The sequence below is a fragment of the Capnocytophaga sp. oral taxon 338 str. F0234 genome, from assembly GCF_000192225.1.
In the GTDB taxonomy this organism is placed as follows: Bacteria; Bacteroidota; Bacteroidia; order Flavobacteriales; family Flavobacteriaceae; genus Capnocytophaga.
On the sequence record NZ_GL872413.1, the window covers coordinates 716773 to 740576 of the forward strand.

The following is a 23804-nucleotide window of genomic DNA, read 5'->3' on the forward strand; positions in this document are numbered from 1 at the left end:
ATAATTTTTGAAATTAATATAGTATTTTTATTTAGAATGAAAATAAAATACTGTAAATGATGTTCTTGCGTTGCAAAATTAAAAATTTTTTTTAATTTTGCAACGCAGATATATTAAAAAGTTTAACTATATATAGTATATATGACAGTATCCAATAAAGAAACTCCAGTTAATAAGAATCGCTTTTTTCGGTTCCTTATTCCTGCGTTAGTAGGAATACTGATAGGACTTAGTGGGTATGTATTTTATATCTCTAAGGCTCATTCCTACCTGTCCGACGATCCTAATGCGTGCGTAAACTGCCATATTATGAAACCTGAGTATGCTACATGGTCTCATTCCTCACACGGACGTAATACCGTGTGTAACGATTGTCATGTACCTCATGATAATGTGTTTCGCAAGTACTATTTCAAAGCTAATGATGGGCTTCGCCATGCGACCATGTTTACTTTTCGAATGGAACCCCAAGTAATAAAAATGCATGCTCCAGGACAAAAGGTAGTACAAGAGAACTGTATCCGTTGCCACAGTACTTTAGTCAGTGAAGTACAAGCGGGTGAGGTAACTGCCCCTATGGCACATGCCAATAATGGTAAATTGTGCTGGGAATGCCATCGTGAGGTGCCACACAGCCGTGTACGTGGACTTAATGCTACTCCTGACGCTCCTGTACCTATTATTGATGACATGAGCGCTAATATCCCCGATTGGCTACAAGAAATAGCCACTAAAAGTAAAAAGTAACACTAAAAATGAAATTATAATTTATATGATGATGAAAAAGAAACATTGGTTAATTGCAGGTATATTGGCAATAGTTACCTTCTTATTAGGACTACTAGCAAGTTCAATAATGAATAGATCAACGGAAGCTAAAATAATTGCTAAAGAAGGTAATAACCTTGCCGATCAAGAGTGTCGTAATGAACTGTATGCACCGTTCTATCCTCGCGAGTATGACTCTTGGGCAGCTACTGCCGATACCACTTTTCATTCTAAGTATATGAGCAGTCAAGATGACGATATGCTTGAGCAACGTCCTGAAATGGTCATACTTTGGGCAGGTTATGCATTCTCTAAGGAATACAATGCTCCGCGCGGACACATGCATGCCATTGAGGATGTTACCAAAATCCTCCGTACGGGTGCCCCTACCGATTCTACACATTCTCCCCAGCCAGGTACTTGCTGGACTTGTAAAAGCCCTGATGTACCTCGCCTAATGAAGAAAGTAGGATTGGAAGCTTATTATAGTGCTCCTTGGGACAAGTGGGGTAGTGAGATCGTAAACCCTATTGGTTGTGCTACTTGTCACAATACCAAAACAATGAGTCTTGCTATTTCTCAGCCTGCTCTTGTTGAGGCTTTTGCTCGCCAAGGTCGCGATATTAATAAGGCTACTCACCAAGAAATGCGTTCACTTGTATGTGCTCAGTGCCACGTAGAGTATTATTTCAAAGGAGATAAAAAATATCTTACCTTCCCTTGGGATGAGGGAAAAGCAGTGGAGGATATGGAGAAATATTATGATGAATCCGGTTGGACAGATTATGTCCACAAAATAAGCCGTACTCCTATTATCAAGGCACAACACCCTGACTTTGAAATTTCACAATTTGGTATCCACGCACAACGTGGTGTATCCTGTGCTGACTGTCACATGCCTTACAAAACCGATGGCGCTGTGAAATTCTCTGATCACCAAATTAGCAGTCCCTTACGTAACGTAACAGCAAGTTGCCAAACTTGCCACCGTCAAAGTGAAAAAGAATTGGTTAAAAATGTTGAAGACCGTCAAAATGCTGTATTCTCTTTGCGCAACCGTTTAGAAAAGCAATTGGCTAAGGATCACTTTAAAGCCAAATTCTTATGGGATAATGGTGCTACTGAAGAACAAATGAAACCTATTTTGGCTTTGTTACGCAAATCTCAATGGCGTTGGGACTATATCACCGCTTCCCATGGTGCTGCTTTTCATGCTCCAGTAGAAGCTATGCGTGTACTTAGTGACGGTATGACTTTTGCTATGCAAGCCGAAACTGATATGGATAACCTCACTAACAAACTGAATATTAAAGCAGCTTTCGTAATGCCTGATATCAGCACTAAAGCCAAAGCTCAAAAAGAAATAGGTTTGGATATGGAAAAAGAAAAAGCTGCTAAGAAACGCTTCTTGGAGACAATCGTCCCTAAATGGATAGAAGAAGCCAAAAAAGAAGGTCGTTTAGTAACTCAAAAGTAATGATGAATTACAAATGACAATGTAGGGGCGAATGGCAATTCGCCCATAAAACAAAATTTGCCTATATAACAAAAGGTAATTTGCCCATAAAACAAAAATTGTCTATATAGCAAGAGGCAATTTGCCCATATAGGCAATAAATACAAACTTTGCCAAAGTCTCAAACTTTGGCAAAGTTTCTCATTAATAATATTTATTTTCATAATGACCCCTTAATTTATAATCTCTTTTGCAGATTGTTCCTCTTAGGAAGTTTTGGGGCTTTCTTTTCACTAACAAATGAAGCAATATCCTTTCGCTGTTCTCGTAGCATGTGTATCCCTTATGATAGGGTTGGTACTACAACTCACCTTAGGGAGTATTAGCAAAAGCTGGTTTAGCTTTCCTTACAATGTGATAGAGGGCTTTGCCTTTGTGGTACTCACTACGGCTGTATATTTTATCTGTAGGAAAACGAACTTTATTGTACGCTTCTCTTCAGCACCTTTTGCTATTGTTACAGTCGTAACCCTTGGGACGCTCACTATCGGGTTAGGAAGTATCAATGTAAATCCTTAAGAAGTGGCTCATAGCTTCGTGGGCAAATTGGGCTTAGAGGATCTTACCAAAACGTGGTACTTTGGCATCATCTTCCTATTGGCACTGATGAATCTTTGGTTCTCTATCCTTAAGCGATCGATGGTATACCAACGAAAGAATATCCCTTTCCTCCTCAATCATTTTGGCTTATGGCTTACGATGTTCGCAGGTATATTGGGACAAGGTGATATTGTACGTCTCAAGATGAACTTATACAAGGATAAGCCCGAATGGCGTGCCTTTACGGAGGATAACCAAATAGTACAACTCCCTCTTGCTTTAGAACTCAAGGAGTTCAGTATAGATATTTACCCTAATAAACTCTTCGTGATAGATTCCACAGGTTCAGCTTTACCTAAGGAAAAACCACAGGGTTTTATGCTTGAGAAAGACGAGGAGAGTACCACATTACTTCACTGGAGGATTACCCTACACCAATATCTTGAAAAGGCAATTCCAAATACCGATAGCACTTATGTGAATCATACTATGTGGGGAGCGACTAATGCAGCTAAAGTAACTGTAGAAGACCTTCGTACTCATCAGAAGAAAACCGATTGGATATCAGCAGGGAATTTCCAATTTTCACCGCGTGCTATTGATTTGGACAAAGAACATACCTTAGTGATGGCACCCCCTGAGGCTCGCAAATTTCAATCAAAAATATTGGTGTACCAAAAAGGGAAAAATGAGATCCTGGAAGAGAAAATAGAGGTAAATCATCCTATCAAAGTAGATAGATGGCGCATATACCAGGTCAGTTATGATGAACGCATGGGACGTTGGTCAGAGCTCAGTGTCGTAGAGCTTATCTCTGACCCTTGGCTACCCTTAGTTTATGTTGGTATTTTCCTACTTATTGCAGGAGGTGTAGCAATGCTCTTTGAGGTAAAAAATAAAAAGTAAAAAGTAAAAGGATTAGAGTTCTTAATCTATTCATAATGACAAATCATTAAAAATTAATCATTAATAATGTGGTCTTATTTTGATATAGTAACCTATTTATCAGTAGCCTTGTGGCTATTAGGAGGGGTGCTTATTTATAGCAAAAACAGAGCCTTCAGAAAGATAGGGGTTATCGGTCATTTGGTGGCTACCTTAGGGGTAGGGGTTTTTATTGTGGCTCTTTGGCAAAGCTTAGAGCGTCCACCCTTACGTACCCTTGCTGAAACACGTATTTGGTATGCCTTCTTTATGGGGCTTATAGGCTATGCTATCTACTTGCTCTATCGCCAAAAGTGGATGCTTAGTTACTCGGCTGTAATGGGGATTGTGTTCGTAATGCTTACCTTCACTCACCCCGACACGATGAACAAAGCCCTGATGCCTGCCTTGCAGAGTGTATGGTTTATCCCACATGTTATCGTATATATCTTTGCTTATGCGATGCTGGGTATGGCTTCACTCACCGCTTTCTACGGCATCTATCGCTATAGAAAAGGACGAGAGGTACATTCAGTATTCTTAATAACCGACCAGCTCATTAAGGTCGGCTACGTATTTCTCACCTTTGGCTTGCTCTTTGGAGCATTATGGGCTAAGGAGGCTTGGGGGCACTATTGGACGTGGGATCCTAAGGAAACATGGGCTTTTATCACATGGCTTGGCTATTTAGTGTATCTTCATCATAAGTACAATCACAAAGAAAAGAAACCTTTTCAGAGCTTTGTAATTGTAGGAGTTGCTTTTCTTCTTCTGCTAATATGTTGGTTTGGTGTGAACTACCTACCTACAGCACAGATGAGTGTACATACATATTCAGGATAAGGAGGATGTAGGCTTGTACCAGAGTTTTCCTTTTTCTACTTTCAGAGAACTTGGAAAATTGTTGGTATAGAGACTTCCTGTGCCCAAACCTTGTGGAATATTAGTCTTTAGGGTGAAAGTCCATTGAGCAATAGCAGAAAGCCCTACGTTTCCCTCAAGGGCTGAGGTAACCCACCAATCTATGTTTTCTTTTTCTGCAAGAGAAATCCATTCTTCACTACCTTTGTACCCGCCTATGAGTGAAGGCTTTAGGATAATATAGGCAGGTTTTATCCATTGAAGCATCTCTTCTTTCCGATAAGGGCAAACAATACCTATGAGTTCCTCATCCAAGGCAATGGGTAGGGGAGAGGTTTCACAAAGGTGAGCCATCGCCTCATACTGTCCTGCCCGAATAGGTTGTTCTATGGAGTGGAGCTGTAGGTCAGAAAGCCGTTTGAGTTTTTCCAAGGCATCGAGGGGCGAGAAGGCACCATTAGCATCTACCCGAAGTTCTATGTCAGAAGGTGTGTATTCCTGACGAATGCCTTTAAGGAGGTCATATTCTGTCTCAAAATCTATAGCCCCAATCTTCATCTTGATACAGTGGAAGCCTTGAGAGAGTTTTTCTCGTATTTGTTGCTGCATGAAGTTCTTATCACCCATCCATATGAGCCCATTGATGGGGATCGCCTCCTTCCCCTCTGTGAAGGCTGAGGGAAAAAGCACTCCTTCCTCTTGGGCTTCTAGTGAACGGAAAGCCTGCTCCACTCCAAACTGGATAGAGGGGTAGCTCTTGAGTTGTTCCCAAAGGATATCTTTGCCTAAGGAAATATGATTACAAGTCCATAGAAGTTTGCTGTGTTGGTAATCGGACAGGTTGTCTATACTTAGACCTGGCAGCGGACTACATTCGCCTATACCATGACGTCCGTTATCTTCTATGGTCAGCAGCCAAGTAGGTTTCTCGGTTAGTACCCCACGCGAGGTACCCGCAGGTCGCTTGAACTGTAGGGTATATTTTTGATAAGTAGCTTTCATCATTGTTTTTACAAATTAGCAACAAAATTAGTGATTTTTCCGATAAAAATTATTATTTTTGCCACTGAATTTTTAGAAGATGAAATATTTCTATTTTTTATTTATAACACTAAGTCTTATCCTATTAGGATGTAACCGTACTGAAAGGAAGATAGCTCAAATTCCTATGGAAGTGAAGGTATTACGAATTGATTCTATTTTTTTTCATACCCCTGCTAAAGAATTCGTTCAAATAAAGGCTAAATATCCTCTTTTTTTTCCTGAAAATACTACAGATGAAGAATGGCTTGAGAAACAGGCAGATTCTTTACAAAGGGCGCTCTTCTCGGAAACAGAGAGAACTTTCGGAGATTTCTCTCAAGAGAAGAAAGAAATTAAGCGTATTTACCAGCATATCAAGTATTACTTTCCTCATTTTAAATCTGTTAAGGTAGTTACCGTAACCTCTGATGTGGATTATTCTTCTCGAGTGATATATGCAGACAGTTTACTGGTCATAGGTCTGGACAATTATTTAGGAGCGAAACATCCCTTTTATGTGGATATTGATGGATATATAGCACAGGAAATGGATAAAAAGTATCTCCCCGTGGATGTGGCTTTAGCTTTTGCTCGAGCAATCATTCCTCCTGAGCGGAATGCTACTTTCTTGGATGCTATGGTATATGAAGGAAAAATACTTTACTTAGCACAACGTTTCTTACCTTCTATGCAAGAGAAAGATATATTAAAATATACTCAGGAAAAATACCAATGGGCACAGGAGAATGAGGCTCAAATATGGCGGTATTTTATAGAAAATCAACTCCTATATAGTACCGATAGAAAGATACTTAGCAGATTTATCGATATAGCTCCTTTCTCCAAATTTTATTTAGAATTGGACAACCAATCCCCTGGAGGTGTAGGACGATTCATAGGGCTTTCTATTGTGAAACAATATATGGAAAAACATCCTGAGGCTCTCCAAAAATTAGGATTAATTTCTACGGAGGAACTCTTTAAAAAGGCAAATTATAAACCTAAAAAATAGAAAATGAATCATACTTCTGAAATAAATTTGAAAGTAGAACTGGATGAAAACCGTGTCCCTGAACGGATCCTTTGGGATGCTCCTGATGGAGGGATCTCCCGCCAAGAAGCAAAAGCTATGTTTCTGGCAGTATGGGATCATAAAACCAAAGAAGCCCTCCGAATAGATCTGTGGACAAAGGATATGCCCCTGGATGAAATGAAGGTTTTTTTTTACCAAACATTTCAAACTATGGCAGATACTTTCTATAAAGCGACACAAGACCAAAAAATGACCGACACTATGCGTGATTTCTGTGAATATTTCGCTGAGAAAATGGAAATTACTAAAAAATAATTATGAATTAAGATGAAAAGTAAACTAAAAATAGGAGTTCTAGGAGCTGGACATTTAGGAAAAATTCATTTGAAACTCCTTAGTCAATCTCAAAGATATGAACTCATGGGCTTTTATGACCCAGACAGAGAACAAGCCCAAAAAGTAGTAGAGGAGTTTGGCTATACCTATTATGATAATATAGACCAACTCATTCAGGCAGTGGAAGTAGTGGATATTGTAACTCCTACACTCTCTCATTATGAGTGTGCTATGAAGGCTATTGAGGCGAACAGACATCTTTTTATTGAAAAGCCAATTACCAGTACCGTAGAAGAAGCAGAGAAAATTTTTCACCTATTAGAGAAAAAGCATCTTAAAGGACAGGTAGGACATGTAGAACGTTTTAACCCTGCCTTTCTTTCTGCTAAACATTCTATTGAAAACCCTATGTTCATTGAGGCACATCGGTTGGCTGAGTTCAATCCAAGAGGAACAGATGTCTCCGTAGTACTTGACTTGATGATTCATGATATAGATGTGCTCCTGAGTGTAGTACAATCCCCTGTAAAACACATAGAAGCCAGTGGAGTGGCGGTCATTAGTAAGTCCCCCGATATTACCAATGCTCGTATTGAGTTTGAGAACGGATGCGTGGCAAACCTTACGGCAAGTCGTATCTCCATGAAGAACATGCGTAAGAGCCGTTTCTTTCAGAAGGATGCTTATATCTCAGTGGATTTCTTGGAGAAAAAAGTGGAAGTAGTGCGCATGAAGGATGCTCCTAAGGAACCTAATGAATATGATATAGTTCTCCAGAATGCTGAAGGGGAACGTAAGCAGATATACTTTGAATATCCAGAGGTACTCCCTTCCAATGCAATCCTTAACGAATTAGAAACCTTCGCCGATGCTATTGAGAATGATACCACTCCTATTGTAACGCTTCTACAAGGTACTGAAGCCCTCCGACTTGCTAAGAAAATCGTGGCTAAAATAGAGGAAAATTTTAAGTCTTTCCATTAGGAAAGACTTTTCTTCTCATTTTTCTTAGGGTATATAGATGTACTTTGGGAGAGGCTGATGTTTTCCCTAAGGAAGTATTATTTTTGGTTTAGTTCCTCAAAAAATGCCTTCAGCCTATGTTTTCCTACTTTCATTGGCGCTACCGAATCCATTGCCATTACGGTGAAAACGAATTCTATAGTGCCGTAAGCACTTTTAGGCAAGAGATATTTGCCTATTTTCAAAACGGACTTCCGTACCCAATCAGGCAAAAAACTGACCTTCACAGGCTTATGTAACACCTCGAAAGCCAAAGCAGCGATTTCATACTGGGTGAACACCTCAGCCCCTCCTACATTCACTTCCTTTTCGGAGCTCTCTAATTGCGCTACACACACCTGGGCTAAATCCTCACCGTGAATAGGATTCATGACGTATTGTCCTTTGCTAAACAGACGTATTTTGTCCTCTTTTGCCATCTTGAAAAAGGTGGCTATATCGCTATAGAAAGCCGAGGGTCGCACAATACAGTAGTCCATCCCACTGGTTTTAAGAGCCTCTACAAAACGCTCTTTGGCAGCCCCAATGGCAATAGGACGTAGTGCTTCGCCGTTTAATACGGAAATATATACGAACTTACGTACCCCCGAGCGCAGTGCTTCGTCAAGTAAGTTTTTGTTAGCTGCATAATCTACTTGCTCGTAGGTGAGTTTGTCTTTCTGCCGAGTAATTCCGACAGCGGAAATCACTTGGGTAACCCCCTTGCACACACCGAGTAAAGTATTGGGTTTTGTTACCTCAGCCTCGACTACTTCTAATAATGGGTGGGTAAGTAAGGCGGGCGCTATTTTTGACTTATTGCGCACTACAATGCGGGTAGGATATTCTTTTTTTAAGAGTTCAGTTAATATAAACTGACCTAAATAACCGGTCGCTCCGGCTAATAATATTTTTTCTGTTTTCATTGGGTTAATCTTCTGCTAAGTCTAAAAAGTCTTCGAAATATTCCTCAAAGGAATCAAACATGGGCGTAGGTTTGTCGATTTCAAAGGCCCCCTTATCATTGCAATAAACCTCTGCTTCGAAGACCTTCGCATCTTTTAGGCGTACCCTATTAGAAACTTTATATAAGGTTAGGAACTCGTCCACCTCGTAATGTAGTACGATAAAATCCTCTGAGAGATGTAAGTCCTCTCTTAGTTGTTTAGTTAGTTCCACAATAGGATAAGATATACTGTCTTTTTCTTTGTAAATACCATTGATATACACATCGCCATAGTTGCAAGAACCACATTCTGAAAGAAAATTTACATATACTTCAGGAAGCAATATGCCCAATTCCTCTTCTATATGCTTAATTTCTTCAGCATTAGCCCCTAGAGAATACTCAAATTCTCCACTCTGTTTTAATCGTTTTAGATAATATCTATCAGCTGATGAATTTATAGATTCAAAAAACGCCTTTAACCGATGCTTACCTACTTGCATAGGAGCTACAGCATCCATTGCCATAATGGTAAGGAAAAATTCTATAGCACCATAGATACTTTTAGGGAGGAGGTATTTGCCCATTTTTAGGATCAAACGCCGTACCCAGTCAGGTAAATAACTTATATTAGCTGGCTTATGTAGTACCTCAAAAGCCAAACGAGCCATCTCTGTTTGTGTAAAAATCTCAGCTCCTCCTACATTGACTTCCCGTTCATAACCCTCCAATTGGGCGACACAGACCTCGGCTAAGTCTTCCCCATGAATGGGATTCATAGCATATTGTCCTTTGCCAAATAGGCATATTTTGTCCTTCTTCGCCATTTTCAAAAAGACAGTCATATCGCTATAAAAACCACTGGGGCGTATGATACAGTAGTCTAATCCACTGGCCTTAAGCGTATCTACAAAGCGCTCTTTAGCCGCTCCAATGGCTATATGTCGCATGGCTTCTCCCTTGAATACGGATACATATATGAACTTACGTACGCCTTCGAGCAAGGCTTCATCGAGTAGGTTCTTGTTGGCTTGGAAGTCTACTTGCTCATAGGTGAGTCCATCTTTTTGGCGGGTAATCCCTACAGAAGAAATCACCTTATGCACCCCTTTACATACCCCTTGTAAGGTGTCAGGTTGTGTTACCTCTGCTTCCACTACCTCCAATAGTGGGTGTGTGAGTAGGGCAGGGGAGAGCTTCGATTTGTTGCGTACCACAATGCGGGTCGGGTATTCTTCTCTTAAGAGTGCAGCCAGTATATACTGACCTAAATAGCCGGTTGCTCCTGCTAATAATATTTTTTCTGTTTTCATTTGTTTACTCTTCTTCTTCCCCTAAAGCTAAAAAATCTTCAAAATATGCATCAAAAGAATCAAACATAGGGGTTGGTTTATATATTTCAAAGATGCCCTTATCATTACAGCAAACCTCTGCTCCAAAAACTTTAGCATCTTTTAGGCGAATTCTATTAGATACTTTATATAGCGTTAGAAACTCATCTACTTCGTAGTGTAGTACAATGAAATCCTCCGAGAGATGCAAATCCTCCCTTAGTTGCTTGGTCAGTGTTACAACGGGATAGGATATGCTACCCTCTTCTTTGTAAATACCATTGATGTAAACATCTCCATAATTACACGACCCACATTCCGATAGAAAATCTACATATACTTCAGGGAGTAATATGCCTAATTCATCTTCTATATGCTTAATTTCATCCGCATTAGCACCCAGAGAGTACTCAAATTCCCCACTCTGTTTTAATCTCCTCAGATAATTCATATTATTAATTATTTAATTGAATAGTTTGTGTTTCTTTATTTGTTTTCCTTTTCTCAGTAGGTAAGCGTGATAAGCACTGGGGATATCGTTCTGCCATTTAGGGAGTAACAAAATGATAAGAATGACATCTAATTGTGAGAAAAGCCCCCAATAGATTGCCAAGAGTAAAGAGAAACCTCCATAACCAAAGCCTATAAGCGAGATAAAAGCCACTAATAAGCATACACCCCACAGCTTGGAAAGAAAAGCGTGTGTACAAGTTTCTTTGCCGAACCGCCAAAAACTCACACCATAGCAGAGTCCTTCCATTACAAAAAGGGCAATGATTTCATACCGATAGGCAGCTATCAAGGTAGGATTCAGGTGATAACACACCACGCCCACACACAGCCAAAATATCAAATCCGTTTGACTATCCATTCGCCGCATTGCCACGGTGCATACTCCCATATAGCGTGCAATAATCCCATCGAAAATATCCGATAACAATCCTAATACAATAAAGACTACTATCCATAGTCTTGCTGTAGGTTCTTCTACTTTATATGCCACCCACAAGATGGTAGGGGCTAATAAAAACCGAAATAGTATCAGTAAATAGGGTAATTTGTTTAATAGCATTTTCATTATTCAAACACAATTCTTCCTACGATTTTAGCGCCTTCATAGACCTCCATTTCTTTCAGTTCGTCCAAAATAGGGTGAGGGGCGTGGTCAAACAAGAATCTCACTTGGCATAAAGCACTGTATTCATCCTCTTTTATTGGCTTGTCAAAGGTAATCACGATACTCCAATTGGGCTGATCCAGTTGCGCAATATGAGTGGTGGCATAATAGACTTCACCCGTAGGAGGGTGTTGCCGTCCGCTTTCTTCTTTAGTAAGAAAGTGAATGATACCTGTTCTTTGTTTTTGCATAACTGAAAGGTGTTTTTACTCCACAAAAGTAGGTATTTATTTGCTAATAACCAAATTAGGAGATAGGTGTTAGGGGCTTAGGTTCCACTGAAAAATAGTTTTTTCTCTTTCACTAATATATATACCATTAGTACAGCGAATAAGCCTGTTTGTATCAGTTTGCTATCGGGGTGGGTGGCGAAGATTTCGTTGGAAACATTGGCTACCAAATGGAACAATATGGCTACCAGCACGTTGCGCCCCGATTTGTAATACAGCCAGTTGATGATAAACACAAAGGCAAACAGACTCACGAAAAAGTTGGCTGTATAGAGCCACCCCTCGGCTTGTACATTGCTTTGGTAGTAGTCTTTTACAAAGAACAAGGGCAAATGCCACAACCCCCAATACACGGTAAAGATGAGCGATGAGGTGAAAAGCGTCCACCTGCTACGCAAAGCATCAGTGCCGTAAGTATGCCAAGCCAATTCTTCGACCACTGGCGCCAAACAGAGCACAAACCAAGCGTTGAAAGGAGCTGAACTGAAACTAGGCTCTCCCGAAATGTAAAACTGGTCGAGACTATGTCCTAAATCGAGCGAAAGTAGCTGTGCCACGACAATGGAAAGGGGTGGAAACAAGAGGGTAATCCAAAAATAGCGGTTGGTGAGCAAATTTCTACCTATAAAACGCGTTTTGAGGTCGGATAAGAGCTCCTTATTGCGTGTAAAGAGGTAGGTAGCCACGCCCATAGGCGCTAACAAACCTGCCAATTCAAAAAAGCCTGTCCAAAAAGCATTAGGTGCTTTTGGCTGGTGACTCCAATAAGCCACCACAAACCACAATACCCAAGGAATCACAAGGGAAAGGGTAAAAAACAAAATAGGGTGATTATATTTTTTCATAAGTAAAAAGTGAATAATGAATAGTGAAAAGTGCCTGTGCGGCTCGCACTAGAATTCTATTTTATAACTGATATTAGGAATCACCAAAGTAGCTTTGCTGAGCTCAATCGCGCCGGTTTGGTAATTGTAATTATGGTCGATATAGATAGGCGCACCGAGTACATTCTTCATTTGGAAAGAGAACACGCTACTGCTCTTGCGGTGGTTGATGCGGTAATTCACAGTAAGGTCGGCGTAGGTAAGGGTGCGGAATTGCTCGCTAAAAGCCCGACTTTCATCGTATATTACGCGTTTTTGGGCTAACGATTGGCTTTCCAAAATCGGACTGTAACGCTCACCTCCGGTTACACTCACACGCGCATTCACATCGAGCACCTTGCGGTTATTGGCGAAATAGAATTCTTTACCAAAGAGGGCATTCAGTACAAAACCTTTGTTATAGCGCGTATTACGCCACACATTATCACCCGCTTTGTATTCGGATTTGAAGATAGAACCCGTGATAAGGTAATAATAATTATCACCCAAAAAGCGCTCCAAAGTAAGGTCGATACCATAATTGCGCCCTTTGGTATTATTCACAAGTGCTTTGTTGAGATACAACGCCCGTCGCAAATTGATAAGTGAGTAGCTAGTACCCTCTTCCCCTGGTATATTCCACAGATATTGATAATAGGCTTCGGCTTTGAAACGCAATTTATCGGTAAGCATCCAGTCGTAACCTAACACAAAATGATGTGCATCGCTAAGTTTCAAATCCTTATTTACAGCTACGCCTCCTACCTCTATCATATACACATTCAAATCTTCTCCTTGAGAGTGTTTGCCATAACCAAAGCTCAAACTGTGTTTATCGGAAAGTTTCCAAACCAATCCTGCCCTACTTTCAAGAGAGAGTTCTTTACTCAAACCAAAATAGTGAGTGCGCAATCCCACGTTAGCCAAAAGTGAAGGCGATAGCTGGTATTTGAGTTGAGCATAGCCTTCGGTAAGATGCGTGTTGCCTGCCGAATTGACGATACGTGCATAAGTGGAAGGCACATAATCCTGTGCAGCGCTGAGGTTATACTTGTAGAAAAGTTGTTTAGATGAAATCCCTACTTTTAAAGTAGCCAAAGGAGAGAGTTTATGAGTGAGCGAGGTCGCCAAAGTGAGTGTGCCGTTTTGTTTTTTAAGTCGGCTATCGGGGGTGAACACAGAAGCATCATCGGAAAGGTAATCGGTGCTAATACGGTCATCAGTACCCGAAAAAGCGACGTGTGATTCTACAAAACTGCACTCGCCAGCGGTGATTTGGTGGCGCAACCCTACTGTACCCACATAAGTATCCCAATTGTTATTCACGCGGTCGATATCAGTTTTCCAGTCGGTTGGGGAGTTTAAAGCATCTTTATGAGTGTTGTCAATCCCCCCGATACCCCAAAGAGAGAATGTACCTGCTTTTTCGGTAGGGAAATTTAGTTTAAACGAAAAATCTTGGTACTTAATATGCTGACCGGTTTTATTGATTTTCAAATCATTGAGTAATCCCAAAGCAGAATAGCGATAGTTAAAAAGATAAGAAGAGCCTTTGGCGCGTGAAAGCGGACCCTCAGAAGCAAAGTCGAGCCCTAATACGCCCACTTGTGCCGTATGCTCGTAGCGGGAAGTGTTACCAGTGCGCATTTTCACATCAAAAACAGCTGCGAGCGCATTGCCGTACTCGGCAGGGAAAGCCCCTGTAAGAAAATCGGAATTGCCAATTACCTGATTGCTAAAAAGCGTAATGAGTCCGCCCCCGATGACATTCCCCCCAGAAAAATGCTGAGGTGAAGGGATTTCCACTCCTTCCAATCGCCATTGCACACCTTGGGGTGCATTCCCGCGTACGACGATAGAGTTGTCCTGCAAGTTACCCGTAGAGACCCCTGCAAAGGCAGAAGCCAAACGCGCAGGGTCGCTAAGCCCGCCAGCATAGCGCTGTGTTTCCTCTACTGAAAAAGTACGAGCACTTACAGTAGCCATAGGGTTGAGTGCTTTCTCTTTATGGATGCCAGCTACCACTTCTACTCCTTCCATTTCGGTAATGGCTTCCTTGAGAGCGATATTGAGCACTACTTCCTTGGCTGAGGTGAGCATCACCTCGGGAATCACAAGACTTTCGTAGCCTATATATGAAATTTGTAGTGCAACCCTACCTAACGGAAGATTGGAGAGTGTAAAATTACCCGCCTCATCGGTAGTAGTGCCGATAACGGGATCGGAATGTTGCACTATTACAGTAGCTCCCAACAGAGGTTCATGGGTGCTTTGGTCAAAAACTTTTCCCTTGATAGTTTGAGTAAAATTCTGCCCATGAGCTATAAAAGGCACTAATAAAAATAGGATAATGTTCAAAAAAGTTTTCATGCTGTTTGCTTTTGAAATTTGGTGCAAAAGTACAGCAGAAAACAAGAGGCATCGCCCAAGCGTGAGGGAATAGACGCATTTTTTAATGGTTAATGTTTAGTGATTAATGATTAATTGGTAGTGAAGTAAGGGGTTAGGGAGGTTTTATTCGTCGGAAGAATTGTGCGGGGTGGATGGGTCTGAGGTTGCGAAAAGAGGGATGAGCGTGAAGGTTTGGACATGCTAAACTATGCTTCTCGCGCCTAATTCACAAATTCACTCGGTGTTTTACCCGTAATTTTCTTAAACACTTGATTGAAAGATGATTTAGAGTTAAAGCCCGCTTCATAGGCAAGCCCCAGAAGATTAAAATTCTTATCAATGTCTTTCTTTGCCAAAGCGATAAACTCTTCGACACGATAGCTGTTCACAAAGTCATAAAAATTCTTTCCTTCGTACTGATTAATGATTTGTGAAAGGTGATTTGGTGGTACACCTAACATTTCAGCCAATTGTCCTAAAGAAAGCTTCGACTCTAAATAAGGCTTTTTATTTTTCATTAAATCCAATAACTGTTGGTGTAGTTTCCTTGCATCTTCCGCTTTCAATCCCGATTTGTGGTATTCAGGAGTTTTGGGGAATGGAGAAGGTTCAATATAGTCTGAATTGTCAGATTGGTCGGGTAAGGCTAAATTCTTTATAAAAAACTTTTGTTTTTCAACACTAAAAATTCCCTGATACCGTATGCCCCAGAAGCCAATAAACCCTATAAGCAAGACAAAGAGACCTAAGAAAATAAGTTCTATATTAACTCCTAATGTAACTTCTAACAGAAATTGCACTATATATCCCACTATCATCACAGAGAAAATCAGTCCAAACCCAAGGAGCAACAGTCGTAGCCACTGTAGGCTGATACCTTCGTTATAGGCAAATTGCTGACTTATCATCTGTTCATATTGATTGATTTTCTGATAAGCCAATACTGAATAGATCACACTCACCACTACAAAAGCTATAAATGAAAGCGTAAATAACCATTGATAGGAGCTATGATAATCGGCTTGGTCTATTATTGTTTTCTCAGTAGCGGAGTAACCAAAAAGGAAAGGAAACATCAGTATGTAGGTAAGTATAAAAGGCAAAAAGTGCAAGCTGTCCCACCAGTAAAGTCGTTGCGGTTGGCGTAGGTTAGTAACCACATAGAGATATACAAAAGGTGCAAACAAAAGGGGGAAAGGGTGTGTAGCTCCTACTAAATGAGGATATTGTTCCCAATACCCTAAATAGTGTAGATAGTAGTTTAATAAATAGATACCAATAGATACCAACCATACTCCTAGTATATTGTCGGATAGACTTTTATGGGACTTGCTAAACAATAATGTTGATAGGAAGAAACTCAAGAAAATACCAATTGTAAAAAGACTACTCATTTTTTTAATTTACTAATTTGTTAATTAGTTTAGTTTCATTGATAATTGCTAAATAATTCAATGTATGAAAGTATAAAATAATTACAAATCAACTCAAATTTCTCTTAAGTTCACTTAACGAATGCTTTTGAAAGCCATCTATAGTAAAATTGTCCTCTGATAACCATTGTTCAAAGGCTTGACGATTGCCTTTCCATTCTTTATCTATCATAGAGAACCATGCCGTATCACGCGTGCGACCTTTATAAACAATTGCTTGCCGAAAGGTACCCTCATAGATAAATCCCAACCGTTGTGCTGCATATCGTGAGGGAGCATTCAGTGCATCACATTTCCATTCATAACGGCGGTATCTTAAGGTTTCAAATACATACTTTGCCAATAAATATTGAGCTTCAGTTGCCATTCGGGTACGTTGGAGTGCTTTAGAGAAAATAACCGTACCTACTTCTATTACGCGGTTTTTGGGGTCAATCTGCATTAAGGCAAATGTACCAATAGCCTTTCCTCCTTTTTTGTCCATAATAACAAAATAATAAGGGTCAGTGGAGGCTTCTTGCTTCATAAGTAAAGCTAATAACTCTTCCTTATTGGCTACAGGAGAGGAAGACAGATATGTCCAGTCCTTAAGCTCAGCGTATGGTTTGCCATAAAAATAATATAGGTCGCTGAGATGTTTTTCAGCAGAGAGGTGCTCCAGTATGCAATATTTTCCCTCTAAGCGTTGTATTTTAGGGGATTGTCCTTCCTTATAATCAGGAAGAGACTCGCCGATAGGTTGTTGGAATTCGTTATAAGTCATGGCTATTGTTGTATTATTTCTTTCTTAAACAGAGATAAATAGCGATTTTGTGATAAAACATTAATTAGGTTGTATTTTCCTTATCATTTCTTCTTATCTTTCCATACATCAAGATTGAAGTAATATAGGATCCCTATTTGATACACTACATTTTTCGGGTCATATCGGAAAGGATATTCGTTGGTATTTGCTTTAGTAACACTCCAAAAACCTCCTTTTATACGTCCTTCTAAGGAAAGTTGCTCAGTAATTCGCAGTTCAAGCCCCATGAAGCCCGTTAGGTCTATCATTCGTTGCTCAGGGATATGAGAATCTCTGCTTAGAACAAAATCTACAGAGCCCCCGCAGTCCAAGCGCATTGCAGAGAGAAAGTTAAAACTCATTACATAGCCTAATGATAGGTAAGGGATAGAATAGACGGCGTTAATATTTTTTTCAGAGTATTCGTATTTGCCTCCTTGTCCTGAATAAGTGAGCTCAAACTTAGCGGCAAGAAAATTATAAACATAATCGGTATATACTAATCCGGCATAGGGTTTTTGGGTGGGATTATATTCACCATCCCCTCTAATGGATAAATTAGCAAAGTTCAGTCCTCCCCGAAATCCTAAGCTACTACTACGCACCCATGATTCTTCTTGTGCTGAGATAGGTATCCATATAAGCAGTAAAACTAAATAAGTAAGTCTTCTCATAAAAAAGTTGTTAATCTTCCAATAAGTCGTTTACATATTTGTATAGGTTTGATTTAGTATGATTGTGCAAAGATACAATTAATTTGCAAATTAGTTGTGTCTTTGTGTTTTAAAAATAGCAATGTTATGGAATTACAAGCTGGAAAAAGCTATCGTGTGAAAAGGGAGGTTTTTAACTTTCAAGTGATTTCTTGTATAGCTGCTACAGCAAGTGATGGATAAATAATGAAAAACTAAGCCTTGTATTTTCCTCTTTTCCATATTTCTATGGAATTGATAATATTCTGCCAAAGGATGTAACAACCAGGTCCTACAGTGGAGAGCGGATGTAAGTAAGTGGCGGCTATCCAGATAGCAAAGGCGGTATTCTTCTGTCCTAAAGCCTGTCCTGCCTCAATAGAAGAAGCAAAAAAACGACCTATTAAGCGTCCTACAGCATATTGTAAAAGGCATAGTACTAATCCTGAGAAAGCGATGAGTAATAGGAAAGATATGCTTGTTTGTGCATGGAAGATATTCTTGAGAGTCGTGCCAGTAACAATCATTAGTGAGCATCCCCAGAGGTAAAAGGAAAGGTCAGGGATATGTATGAGCCATTGGTGGAAGCGATGGAGTAGGGGGAGGCTCTTAGTAAGGAGTGCCAATAACATAGGAACCACCAATACTAAACATACCTTCTGCATTATGATTGAGAAGGCACTCCAAAAGGTCATTTGCGAAGCAGGTTCTATCAGAGGGAAACATACGGGGATAAGTAGTGCACAGAGGAGATTGGAAAGAAAGGTATAAGTGGTCATCTGTTCTAAATTACCCCCGAGCTTGAGGGTTACTACAGCTGCCGCAGCAGCACATGGACTTATAATACAAGCAAGTATGCTCTCTAAAAGGATCAGTTCCTTTCCAATGATATGTAAAAAAAGAATCGCCACTACAATACCCGATACAAAAAGTAACTGAAAAACAGCTGTCCAGAAGTGCCATTGTACAGGGGCTAATTTCTTGAAATCTACTTTGCAAAAGGTAACATACAGTATAAGGAACATGAACAGAGGCAATATACTGTCAAACACAGGAGCAAGCCTTTGTGAGAGTCCTTCCAAAGCCTCCACATAGTAGAATACTAAGTATGCCACCGCTCCTATCCCCATGGAGAGAGGGAGGGTCCAATTCTTTATAAAACGAATAAACTTAGACATAGGTAAATTAGGCAATCAGAGGGCAAAAGTAATGAAATAATAAGAAATGAGCAATGATTAAGAAATAAAAAATAAAGCTGTCTGAAAAGAGGATCTACTTCTAAGAACCTTCTTACAGTCTCATGTATTCCTCAATTCTAAGGGGTTAGAATAAGGTGTTTAATATATACTGAGACCTCGAAAATATCAAAGAAAGGTTATTAATATTCGTCTAATTATTTTTTAGTAGTTTTTGTGTAATCCAAAAAATAGATGTACATTTGTAATGCAAATTAATTTTTACTCTTAAATGAAAAAAGCTCTTCTCTTTTTTGTTCTCTCTCTACTAGTAGGGATCGCCTTGGCTGCTCTTTACCTCTTCCTTGTTAGGAGATTTACCAGCAGTTATGATAGGGATATATCTATGCTTTTTTCCCCAATTCCCTTTCTATTAGGAGTATGGATATTCTATTCTTTTGCTTATAATCAGAAAATAATAGGTATCCTTGCTATCATCTGTACGATTGCTTTCTTCCGGTTTATGATGGGTATTTTGGGAGTTACTTTTTCTAAAGTATATGAAGGGTTAACAGTGCCTAAAGTCTATAAAAACTATCATTACATATCAGACTATAGAATATTGCATGCAGAAGGAACAAAATACCTTGTGAGACTTCCTGAAGATCTTCATCACTTTGTAGAAGGTATCTACCTCAACCCTCAGAACGAACTAGTTATCTATGATAAATCAAGACCTATTGACCACGACAAACCATCTGTTATTGACTATATGGAGAAATACAATTCCTTAGGGGAGCGTATGCAAGAAAATGATACAATAGAAATACAACAAGACATTCCTAATATTTTTGATGGAAATTCACAGCGCTTCTCTAAAAAAGAAGAAACTCTTAAACGTACATATATCAATCCTTTGTATGTAGAAAGTTATAAAAGAAAAGGAGGTGAATATGAAACTATTTTGTATTTTGATATAAATACCCTCCCTTATACTTTTAGATTTAAAACAAAATCCTCTTACATCAAAAATCAAAAAGAACTTTCAAAAACCCCTACAACCTATTATACAAATGACACTGAAACAATAGAGTCTTTTGGCACTATCAGTGTATATACTAATAAGCATCTTCGCTATCAACTGCTACAAATAAAAGATGATATCTATATGGTAAAATAATAACAAGCTTAGATAAATCAACTTATGAAAGAACAAGTAAGAAACCTTTTCAATAAAGCACAAGAAAACTACCCTACACTTAAAGCCTAAATAGAGGCGCAAGTAGTGCGTTGGTTTTGGGCTGCAGGAGGCGTGGGACTCTTTTCTTTAGAGCCTTTTTATTTTGAAGAACACAATTTTCCCAAGAGTAAAATTCTAAAAGAAACCCCTGAAAAGACCGATGATAAATACTTGTATGGCGTGAATGCCAACGACGAAATTATCGTAGGACGCTCTTATATTGGATGTGGAGACGAATGTTACGAAGATTTCTATTTCCGTGAAGAAAACCAGATTATCTGTTATCACTTTAATCCTTATGTTAAGAAAGAATGTTTAAGTGTAAACATATTCATCTATAAGGATGGACTCTTACAATCAATCCACTCCGCTTACTCCGCTTTCGATAATAGTAAAACTTGGAGAGAAAAGACTATGTATTATGAGGGGGATAAACTCATTCGTCAGGAGGAAAAAGGATTAGATTATTATTTAAAACCCATTGATTATACCCTTCTCTATACCTATGATATGCTGGGAAAACTCAATAGTATTACTAGCGAAACCGGCTATGTGTGTTATCAGAAGAAGGATAAGAAAATCAGTTATAAAGCTCTCTCGGAAAAAGCTGCGGAACGCTACTATGCACTATTACTGCCTACCATTAAGGCATATCCTGTGAAAGAGCCCTTGTACTGCATCAACCTATCGTTTGACTACCAAAACATACTACCTACAAGGATAGGCTTTGGTACTGAAAGCGAGAGACAAGAATATCAAAAGTATGGCAAAGAGGCAAAACATTACCTTTGGAACACTGCCGAGTATGCTCATACTATAGATATAGAACCCAACGAAGAAGACGCTGCTCTCTTTGACCTTTTCAACCAAGAAACCGAGATGCAAGAAAAGAGCAGTGCCGCCACGAAGCTATTAGTCGTTTGTGCCAAACGCATCAAAGAAGACTGGGCATCACTGGGTATTCCCTCTTCCGATGACTTTGTTGTGGTAGTAAGCGATGAAGAAGAATCTTTTTTAAAGAAAATATAGAGTTCAGGTATCAGGTTTTAGGTATTAGTTTTGTCGCAAAAAAACACTTTTTTTGCGACAAAATAACAGCTTATTTTATATGGAAAGCACTGATAAAGATTATCAAAATGCGCGAGGAATATTGAGAAATGGCTTTTTGGTAGAAATTCAATCGCCCGAAACCACCAAATTTGAGGTGTGTAATAGTGCTTAACCTTACTTTGCAAGCCTTATCGGATTGTATAATCCTAATGCTGATATAGAAAAATATGAATAACACACACTATCTTTTATACCTTTGCACCATATAAGCAAATTATTAACTAATTTTTATGACCCTACAACAGCATTTTGCTAAATACATTTCCGGAGAAACCGAACAAATAGAAGCCCTTTGTGCGCTTTTTAGCTTGCGTACCCTCAAAAAGAAAGAGTATCTTTTGCGAGAAGGAGAAACTTGCAGGTTTGAGGCTTTTATCACTAAAGGACTTTTGCGCACTTATCACATCGACCGCAATGGCAATGAGCAAGTGCTTTTCTTTGGCGCTGAAGACTGGTGGGTAACCGATTTTGATAGCTTTATGCACCAAACGCCCTCTCGGCTCTATATCCAAGCCTTAGAAGATAGTGAACTGCTCATCATCACTCCCGAAGACAAGCGGTATGCCTTTGAGCATATCCCTATTACCGAGCGACTTTTTAGGCTGATGACCCTCCGCACCCATATCGCCCTACAGCGCCGTATGATTGATGCCCTTAGCAAAACCGCCGAAGAGCGTTACCACGACTTTCTGAATCAATACCCTAAGATTGCACACCGGCTTACTAATATACAAATAGCAGCTTATCTGGGGGTAACCCACGAGTTTGTAAGCAAAATCAGAAAAAGAATTAGCAAATTTACCAATTAGCAAATTGGCAAATTGCTTGTGCATCTTGCACTTATTGAACTACTTCAATGCAAAACCCCTCTTCACTGCCGTACCTTTGCACCGTGAAATTAAACGTTGTAAAAGTATGGCAGTTTTTATATTAATACTCGGCATTATCCTCTTTAGTGTACTCTTTCGCAAACGCGAAGAGCATTGGCTTCCTTTTGGTAAAGACCATATTTTGCGAAAATTCAAGCAAGGCGGTCGTACCTTTATCTACGAGCAAGCCTCTTTTGAGGCTTCGCAAGAAACGGTGTATTACCTTTTCCAGTTGGTGTACGAACTCACTAAGCGCAAAGGTTTTTCGCAGTACAAATACGACCTATACGACTTTTCGTATAACATCTTTTGTTATGAAGAAACAACCCTAAAAATATTCCGCTACGAAACCTATATCTATCTTATTCGCTGCACCGAGCCTATAAGTATTGAAGAATTTGAAAAAATAAACCCGTATGTTAAATTAGAAAATTAATATGATGTTAGAAAAGCGTGTATAATAAAAAAGGAATAAGTTTTTCTATATACTTTGCACTTATTGAACTAGTTCAATGTTTTTCGCCCCTAACCCGCCGTACCTTTGCACCCGAAAATAATTAGCAAATTGTTCGTGCGACTCGCACCAACAACACTCAAAACAGTAATAATCAAGAAAATCAAAAAACAGAAGAAATGATGACACAGAAATCTCAAAAACAACAAGTAACCGAGCTTTTAAAAGCTATTGAAACAGGTGCCGCTGAGCCCGTAGGCTATATCAATGCCGAGCATTACAAACAACACAACCTCGCCATTGCCGATGGTTTGGCTGGCTTCGGGGCTACCTTGCAAGCACTACCTGCTGGCTCTGCCCGCGTGAATACCGTGCGTGTATTCCAAGATGGCGACTATGTATTCGCTCACACCGATTACAACTTCTTTGGCGATAAGATAGGCTTTGATATCTTCCGCTTCGAGAATGGCAAAATCGTGGAACACTGGGACAACCTACAAGCCAAACCTACCCAACCTAACCCCAGCGGTCGCACAATGACCGATGGTACTACTGAAGTGAAAGATTTGGATAAGAATGAAGCTAATAAAACGCTTGTCCGCAACTTTGTAGAGGATATTTTGGTCAATGGCAAAATGGAAAAGCTCGCAGGGTATTTCGATGGCGACAATTATTTGCAACACAACCCACAAATACCTGATAACCTTTCAGGCTTGGGCAGTGCGTTGCAGGCTATGGCTAAACAAGGTATCACGATGAAGTACGACACCATTCACAAAGTACTAGGCGAAGGTAACTTTGTGCTTGTAGTAAGCGAAGGACATTTGGGCGGCGTACATTCTTCATTCTACGACCTTTTCCGCGTAGAGAACGGCAAAATAGCAGAACATTGGGACACTATCGAGCCTATTGCTAAAAAAGAAACGTGGAAAAACCAAAACGGCAAGTTTGGGTTTTAATATTATAGAGGCAAATAGCAATTCGCCCATATAGTTTCATCAGTCATTAGTAAAAGTAAATAGTAATTTGCCTCTACTAATGACTTTTTTGTATCTTTGCACCCTATACAGCACAACAAATTACCTCTTAACTCTTATCTCTTACCT

At 39.7% G+C, this 23804-nt stretch carries 23 protein-coding genes and 1 pseudogene; 12 read left to right on the forward strand and 12 right to left on the reverse strand.

Annotated features, from left to right (window positions below; translation table 11 throughout):
- Positions 1 to 141: 141 nt before the first annotated feature.
- The 4 genes and pseudogenes from nrfH (at position 142) to ccsA (ending at position 4591) form a co-directional block, all read left to right on the forward strand.
- The gene (gene nrfH, locus HMPREF9071_RS03345; RefSeq protein ID WP_009745159.1) at positions 142 to 747 is read left to right on the forward strand and encodes a cytochrome c nitrite reductase small subunit; all 606 of its coding nucleotides are present in this window, start codon (positions 142 to 144) and stop codon (positions 745 to 747) included.
- 31 nt (positions 748 to 778) lie between these two features.
- Positions 779 to 2245: an ammonia-forming cytochrome c nitrite reductase gene (gene nrfA, locus HMPREF9071_RS03350; RefSeq protein ID WP_040358242.1), complete on the forward strand. Its 1467-nt coding sequence runs from the start codon at positions 779 to 781 to the stop codon at positions 2243 to 2245.
- 279 nt (positions 2246 to 2524) lie between these two features.
- Positions 2525 to 3730 (forward strand): annotated as a pseudogene (locus tag HMPREF9071_RS03355) (cytochrome c biogenesis protein ResB).
- 66 nt (positions 3731 to 3796) lie between these two features.
- Entirely contained in the window at positions 3797 to 4591 is a 795-nt protein-coding gene (gene ccsA, locus HMPREF9071_RS03360; protein WP_009745163.1) for a cytochrome c biogenesis protein CcsA, read from the forward strand.
- On the opposite strand, the gene HMPREF9071_RS03365 is transcribed toward ccsA, so the two are convergent.
- On the reverse strand, positions 4583 to 5611 hold the full coding sequence (locus HMPREF9071_RS03365; RefSeq protein ID WP_040357980.1) for an o-succinylbenzoate synthase: 1029 nt from the start codon (positions 5609 to 5611) through the stop codon (positions 4583 to 4585). The genes ccsA and HMPREF9071_RS03365 overlap by 9 nt on opposite strands.
- Before the next feature lie 79 nt (positions 5612 to 5690).
- On the opposite strand from HMPREF9071_RS03365, the gene gldB reads away from it, so the two are divergent.
- The 3 genes from gldB to HMPREF9071_RS03380 are packed head-to-tail and all read left to right on the forward strand — an operon-like array spanning position 5691 to position 7985.
- Positions 5691 to 6644, forward strand: a complete 954-nt coding sequence (gene gldB / locus HMPREF9071_RS03370) for a gliding motility lipoprotein GldB (protein ID WP_009745165.1) — start codon at positions 5691 to 5693, stop codon at positions 6642 to 6644.
- Positions 6645 to 6647: 3 nt separating this feature from the next.
- A complete protein-coding gene (gene gldC, locus HMPREF9071_RS03375; protein ID WP_009745166.1) occupies positions 6648 to 6980 on the forward strand; it encodes a gliding motility protein GldC in 333 nt (110 codons plus the stop codon).
- Between the two features lie 12 nt (positions 6981 to 6992).
- On the forward strand, positions 6993 to 7985 hold the full coding sequence (locus tag HMPREF9071_RS03380; protein ID WP_009745167.1) for a Gfo/Idh/MocA family protein: 993 nt from the start codon (positions 6993 to 6995) through the stop codon (positions 7983 to 7985).
- Positions 7986 to 8062: 77 nt separating this feature from the next.
- On the opposite strand, the gene HMPREF9071_RS03385 is transcribed toward HMPREF9071_RS03380, so the two are convergent.
- The 11 genes from HMPREF9071_RS03385 to HMPREF9071_RS03435 all read right to left on the reverse strand — a co-directional run bounded on the left by HMPREF9071_RS03385 (position 8063) and on the right by HMPREF9071_RS03435 (position 19028).
- Positions 8063 to 8929, reverse strand: a complete 867-nt coding sequence (locus HMPREF9071_RS03385) for an SDR family oxidoreductase (protein WP_009745168.1) — start codon at positions 8927 to 8929, stop codon at positions 8063 to 8065.
- 4 nt (positions 8930 to 8933) lie between these two features.
- Complete coding sequence (locus HMPREF9071_RS03390) at positions 8934 to 10262, reverse strand: NAD(P)H-binding protein (protein WP_009745169.1); 1329 nt, start codon at positions 10260 to 10262, stop codon at positions 8934 to 8936.
- Between the two features lie 4 nt (positions 10263 to 10266).
- Complete coding sequence (locus HMPREF9071_RS03395; protein WP_009745170.1) at positions 10267 to 10731, reverse strand: SMI1/KNR4 family protein; 465 nt, start codon at positions 10729 to 10731, stop codon at positions 10267 to 10269.
- A gap of 12 nt (positions 10732 to 10743) precedes the next feature.
- Positions 10744 to 11358: a CDP-alcohol phosphatidyltransferase family protein gene (locus HMPREF9071_RS03400; RefSeq protein WP_009745171.1), complete on the reverse strand. Its 615-nt coding sequence runs from the start codon at positions 11356 to 11358 to the stop codon at positions 10744 to 10746.
- On the reverse strand, positions 11358 to 11648 hold the full coding sequence (locus HMPREF9071_RS03405; RefSeq protein WP_009745172.1) for a hypothetical protein: 291 nt from the start codon (positions 11646 to 11648) through the stop codon (positions 11358 to 11360). Before HMPREF9071_RS03405 ends, HMPREF9071_RS03400 begins: the two co-directional genes overlap by 1 nt.
- Positions 11649 to 11725: 77 nt before the next feature.
- Positions 11726 to 12532 (reverse strand): CPBP family intramembrane glutamic endopeptidase, encoded by an 807-nt coding sequence (locus HMPREF9071_RS03410; protein ID WP_009745173.1) that lies wholly within the window; start codon positions 12530 to 12532, stop codon positions 11726 to 11728.
- A gap of 48 nt (positions 12533 to 12580) precedes the next feature.
- Positions 12581 to 14920 carry a TonB-dependent receptor gene (locus tag HMPREF9071_RS03415; RefSeq protein ID WP_009745174.1) on the reverse strand — a complete coding sequence of 780 codons (2340 nt, stop codon included), beginning with the start codon at positions 14918 to 14920 and terminating at the stop codon, positions 12581 to 12583.
- A gap of 242 nt (positions 14921 to 15162) precedes the next feature.
- Entirely contained in the window at positions 15163 to 16335 is a 1173-nt protein-coding gene (locus HMPREF9071_RS03420) for an AraC family transcriptional regulator (RefSeq protein ID WP_040357983.1), read from the reverse strand.
- Positions 16336 to 16423: 88 nt separating this feature from the next.
- Positions 16424 to 17137, reverse strand: coding sequence for a GNAT family N-acetyltransferase (locus HMPREF9071_RS03425; protein WP_009745176.1), 714 nt, complete (start codon positions 17135 to 17137; stop codon positions 16424 to 16426).
- Positions 17138 to 17220: 83 nt separating this feature from the next.
- Complete coding sequence (locus HMPREF9071_RS03430; protein ID WP_009745177.1) at positions 17221 to 17832, reverse strand: hypothetical protein; 612 nt, start codon at positions 17830 to 17832, stop codon at positions 17221 to 17223.
- Positions 17833 to 18065: 233 nt separating this feature from the next.
- Positions 18066 to 19028, reverse strand: a complete 963-nt coding sequence (locus HMPREF9071_RS03435) for a transporter (RefSeq protein WP_009745178.1) — start codon at positions 19026 to 19028, stop codon at positions 18066 to 18068.
- 289 nt (positions 19029 to 19317) lie between these two features.
- Here HMPREF9071_RS03435 and HMPREF9071_RS03440 point away from each other — a divergent pair, with 289 nt between their 5' ends.
- The 5 genes from HMPREF9071_RS03440 (at position 19318) to HMPREF9071_RS03460 (ending at position 23657) form a co-directional block, all read left to right on the forward strand.
- The gene (locus HMPREF9071_RS03440) at positions 19318 to 20205 is read left to right on the forward strand and encodes a hypothetical protein (RefSeq protein ID WP_009745179.1); all 888 of its coding nucleotides are present in this window, start codon (positions 19318 to 19320) and stop codon (positions 20203 to 20205) included.
- Between the two features lie 105 nt (positions 20206 to 20310).
- Positions 20311 to 21294, forward strand: a complete 984-nt coding sequence (locus HMPREF9071_RS03445) for a hypothetical protein (RefSeq protein ID WP_009745180.1) — start codon at positions 20311 to 20313, stop codon at positions 21292 to 21294.
- 311 nt (positions 21295 to 21605) lie between these two features.
- Positions 21606 to 22184 carry a Crp/Fnr family transcriptional regulator gene (locus HMPREF9071_RS03450; RefSeq protein WP_009745181.1) on the forward strand — a complete coding sequence of 193 codons (579 nt, stop codon included), beginning with the start codon at positions 21606 to 21608 and terminating at the stop codon, positions 22182 to 22184.
- Between the two features lie 106 nt (positions 22185 to 22290).
- Positions 22291 to 22680: a hypothetical protein gene (locus HMPREF9071_RS03455; protein WP_009745182.1), complete on the forward strand. Its 390-nt coding sequence runs from the start codon at positions 22291 to 22293 to the stop codon at positions 22678 to 22680.
- A gap of 197 nt (positions 22681 to 22877) precedes the next feature.
- The gene (locus tag HMPREF9071_RS03460) at positions 22878 to 23657 is read left to right on the forward strand and encodes a nuclear transport factor 2 family protein (protein ID WP_009745183.1); all 780 of its coding nucleotides are present in this window, start codon (positions 22878 to 22880) and stop codon (positions 23655 to 23657) included.
- Positions 23658 to 23804: the final 147 nt, after the last annotated feature.

What these genes read in the sequence shown, in the direction of transcription:
- nrfH (WP_009745159.1), top strand. Translation starts at nt 142, where the DNA reads ATGACAGTATCCAATAAAGAAACTCCAGTTAATAAGAATCGCTTTTTT.
- nrfA (WP_040358242.1), top strand. Translation starts at nt 779, where the DNA reads ATGAAAAAGAAACATTGGTTAATTGCAGGTATATTGGCAATAGTTACC.
- ccsA (WP_009745163.1), top strand. Translation starts at nt 3,797, where the DNA reads ATGTGGTCTTATTTTGATATAGTAACCTATTTATCAGTAGCCTTGTGG.
- HMPREF9071_RS03365 (WP_040357980.1), bottom strand. Translation starts at nt 5,611, where the DNA reads ATGAAAGCTACTTATCAAAAATATACCCTACAGTTCAAGCGACCTGCG.
- gldB (WP_009745165.1), top strand. Translation starts at nt 5,691, where the DNA reads ATGAAATATTTCTATTTTTTATTTATAACACTAAGTCTTATCCTATTA.
- gldC (WP_009745166.1), top strand. Translation starts at nt 6,648, where the DNA reads ATGAATCATACTTCTGAAATAAATTTGAAAGTAGAACTGGATGAAAAC.
- HMPREF9071_RS03380 (WP_009745167.1), top strand. Translation starts at nt 6,993, where the DNA reads ATGAAAAGTAAACTAAAAATAGGAGTTCTAGGAGCTGGACATTTAGGA.
- HMPREF9071_RS03385 (WP_009745168.1), bottom strand. Translation starts at nt 8,929, where the DNA reads ATGAAAACAGAAAAAATATTATTAGCCGGAGCGACCGGTTATTTAGGT.
- HMPREF9071_RS03390 (WP_009745169.1), bottom strand. Translation starts at nt 10,262, where the DNA reads ATGAAAACAGAAAAAATATTATTAGCAGGAGCAACCGGCTATTTAGGT.
- HMPREF9071_RS03395 (WP_009745170.1), bottom strand. Translation starts at nt 10,731, where the DNA reads ATGAATTATCTGAGGAGATTAAAACAGAGTGGGGAATTTGAGTACTCT.
- HMPREF9071_RS03400 (WP_009745171.1), bottom strand. Translation starts at nt 11,358, where the DNA reads ATGAAAATGCTATTAAACAAATTACCCTATTTACTGATACTATTTCGG.
- HMPREF9071_RS03405 (WP_009745172.1), bottom strand. Translation starts at nt 11,648, where the DNA reads ATGCAAAAACAAAGAACAGGTATCATTCACTTTCTTACTAAAGAAGAA.
- HMPREF9071_RS03410 (WP_009745173.1), bottom strand. Translation starts at nt 12,532, where the DNA reads ATGAAAAAATATAATCACCCTATTTTGTTTTTTACCCTTTCCCTTGTG.
- HMPREF9071_RS03415 (WP_009745174.1), bottom strand. Translation starts at nt 14,920, where the DNA reads ATGAAAACTTTTTTGAACATTATCCTATTTTTATTAGTGCCTTTTATA.
- HMPREF9071_RS03420 (WP_040357983.1), bottom strand. Translation starts at nt 16,335, where the DNA reads ATGAGTAGTCTTTTTACAATTGGTATTTTCTTGAGTTTCTTCCTATCA.
- HMPREF9071_RS03425 (WP_009745176.1), bottom strand. Translation starts at nt 17,137, where the DNA reads ATGACTTATAACGAATTCCAACAACCTATCGGCGAGTCTCTTCCTGAT.
- HMPREF9071_RS03430 (WP_009745177.1), bottom strand. Translation starts at nt 17,832, where the DNA reads ATGAGAAGACTTACTTATTTAGTTTTACTGCTTATATGGATACCTATC.
- HMPREF9071_RS03435 (WP_009745178.1), bottom strand. Translation starts at nt 19,028, where the DNA reads ATGTCTAAGTTTATTCGTTTTATAAAGAATTGGACCCTCCCTCTCTCC.
- HMPREF9071_RS03440 (WP_009745179.1), top strand. Translation starts at nt 19,318, where the DNA reads ATGAAAAAAGCTCTTCTCTTTTTTGTTCTCTCTCTACTAGTAGGGATC.
- HMPREF9071_RS03450 (WP_009745181.1), top strand. Translation starts at nt 21,606, where the DNA reads ATGACCCTACAACAGCATTTTGCTAAATACATTTCCGGAGAAACCGAA.
- HMPREF9071_RS03455 (WP_009745182.1), top strand. Translation starts at nt 22,291, where the DNA reads ATGGCAGTTTTTATATTAATACTCGGCATTATCCTCTTTAGTGTACTC.
- HMPREF9071_RS03460 (WP_009745183.1), top strand. Translation starts at nt 22,878, where the DNA reads ATGATGACACAGAAATCTCAAAAACAACAAGTAACCGAGCTTTTAAAA.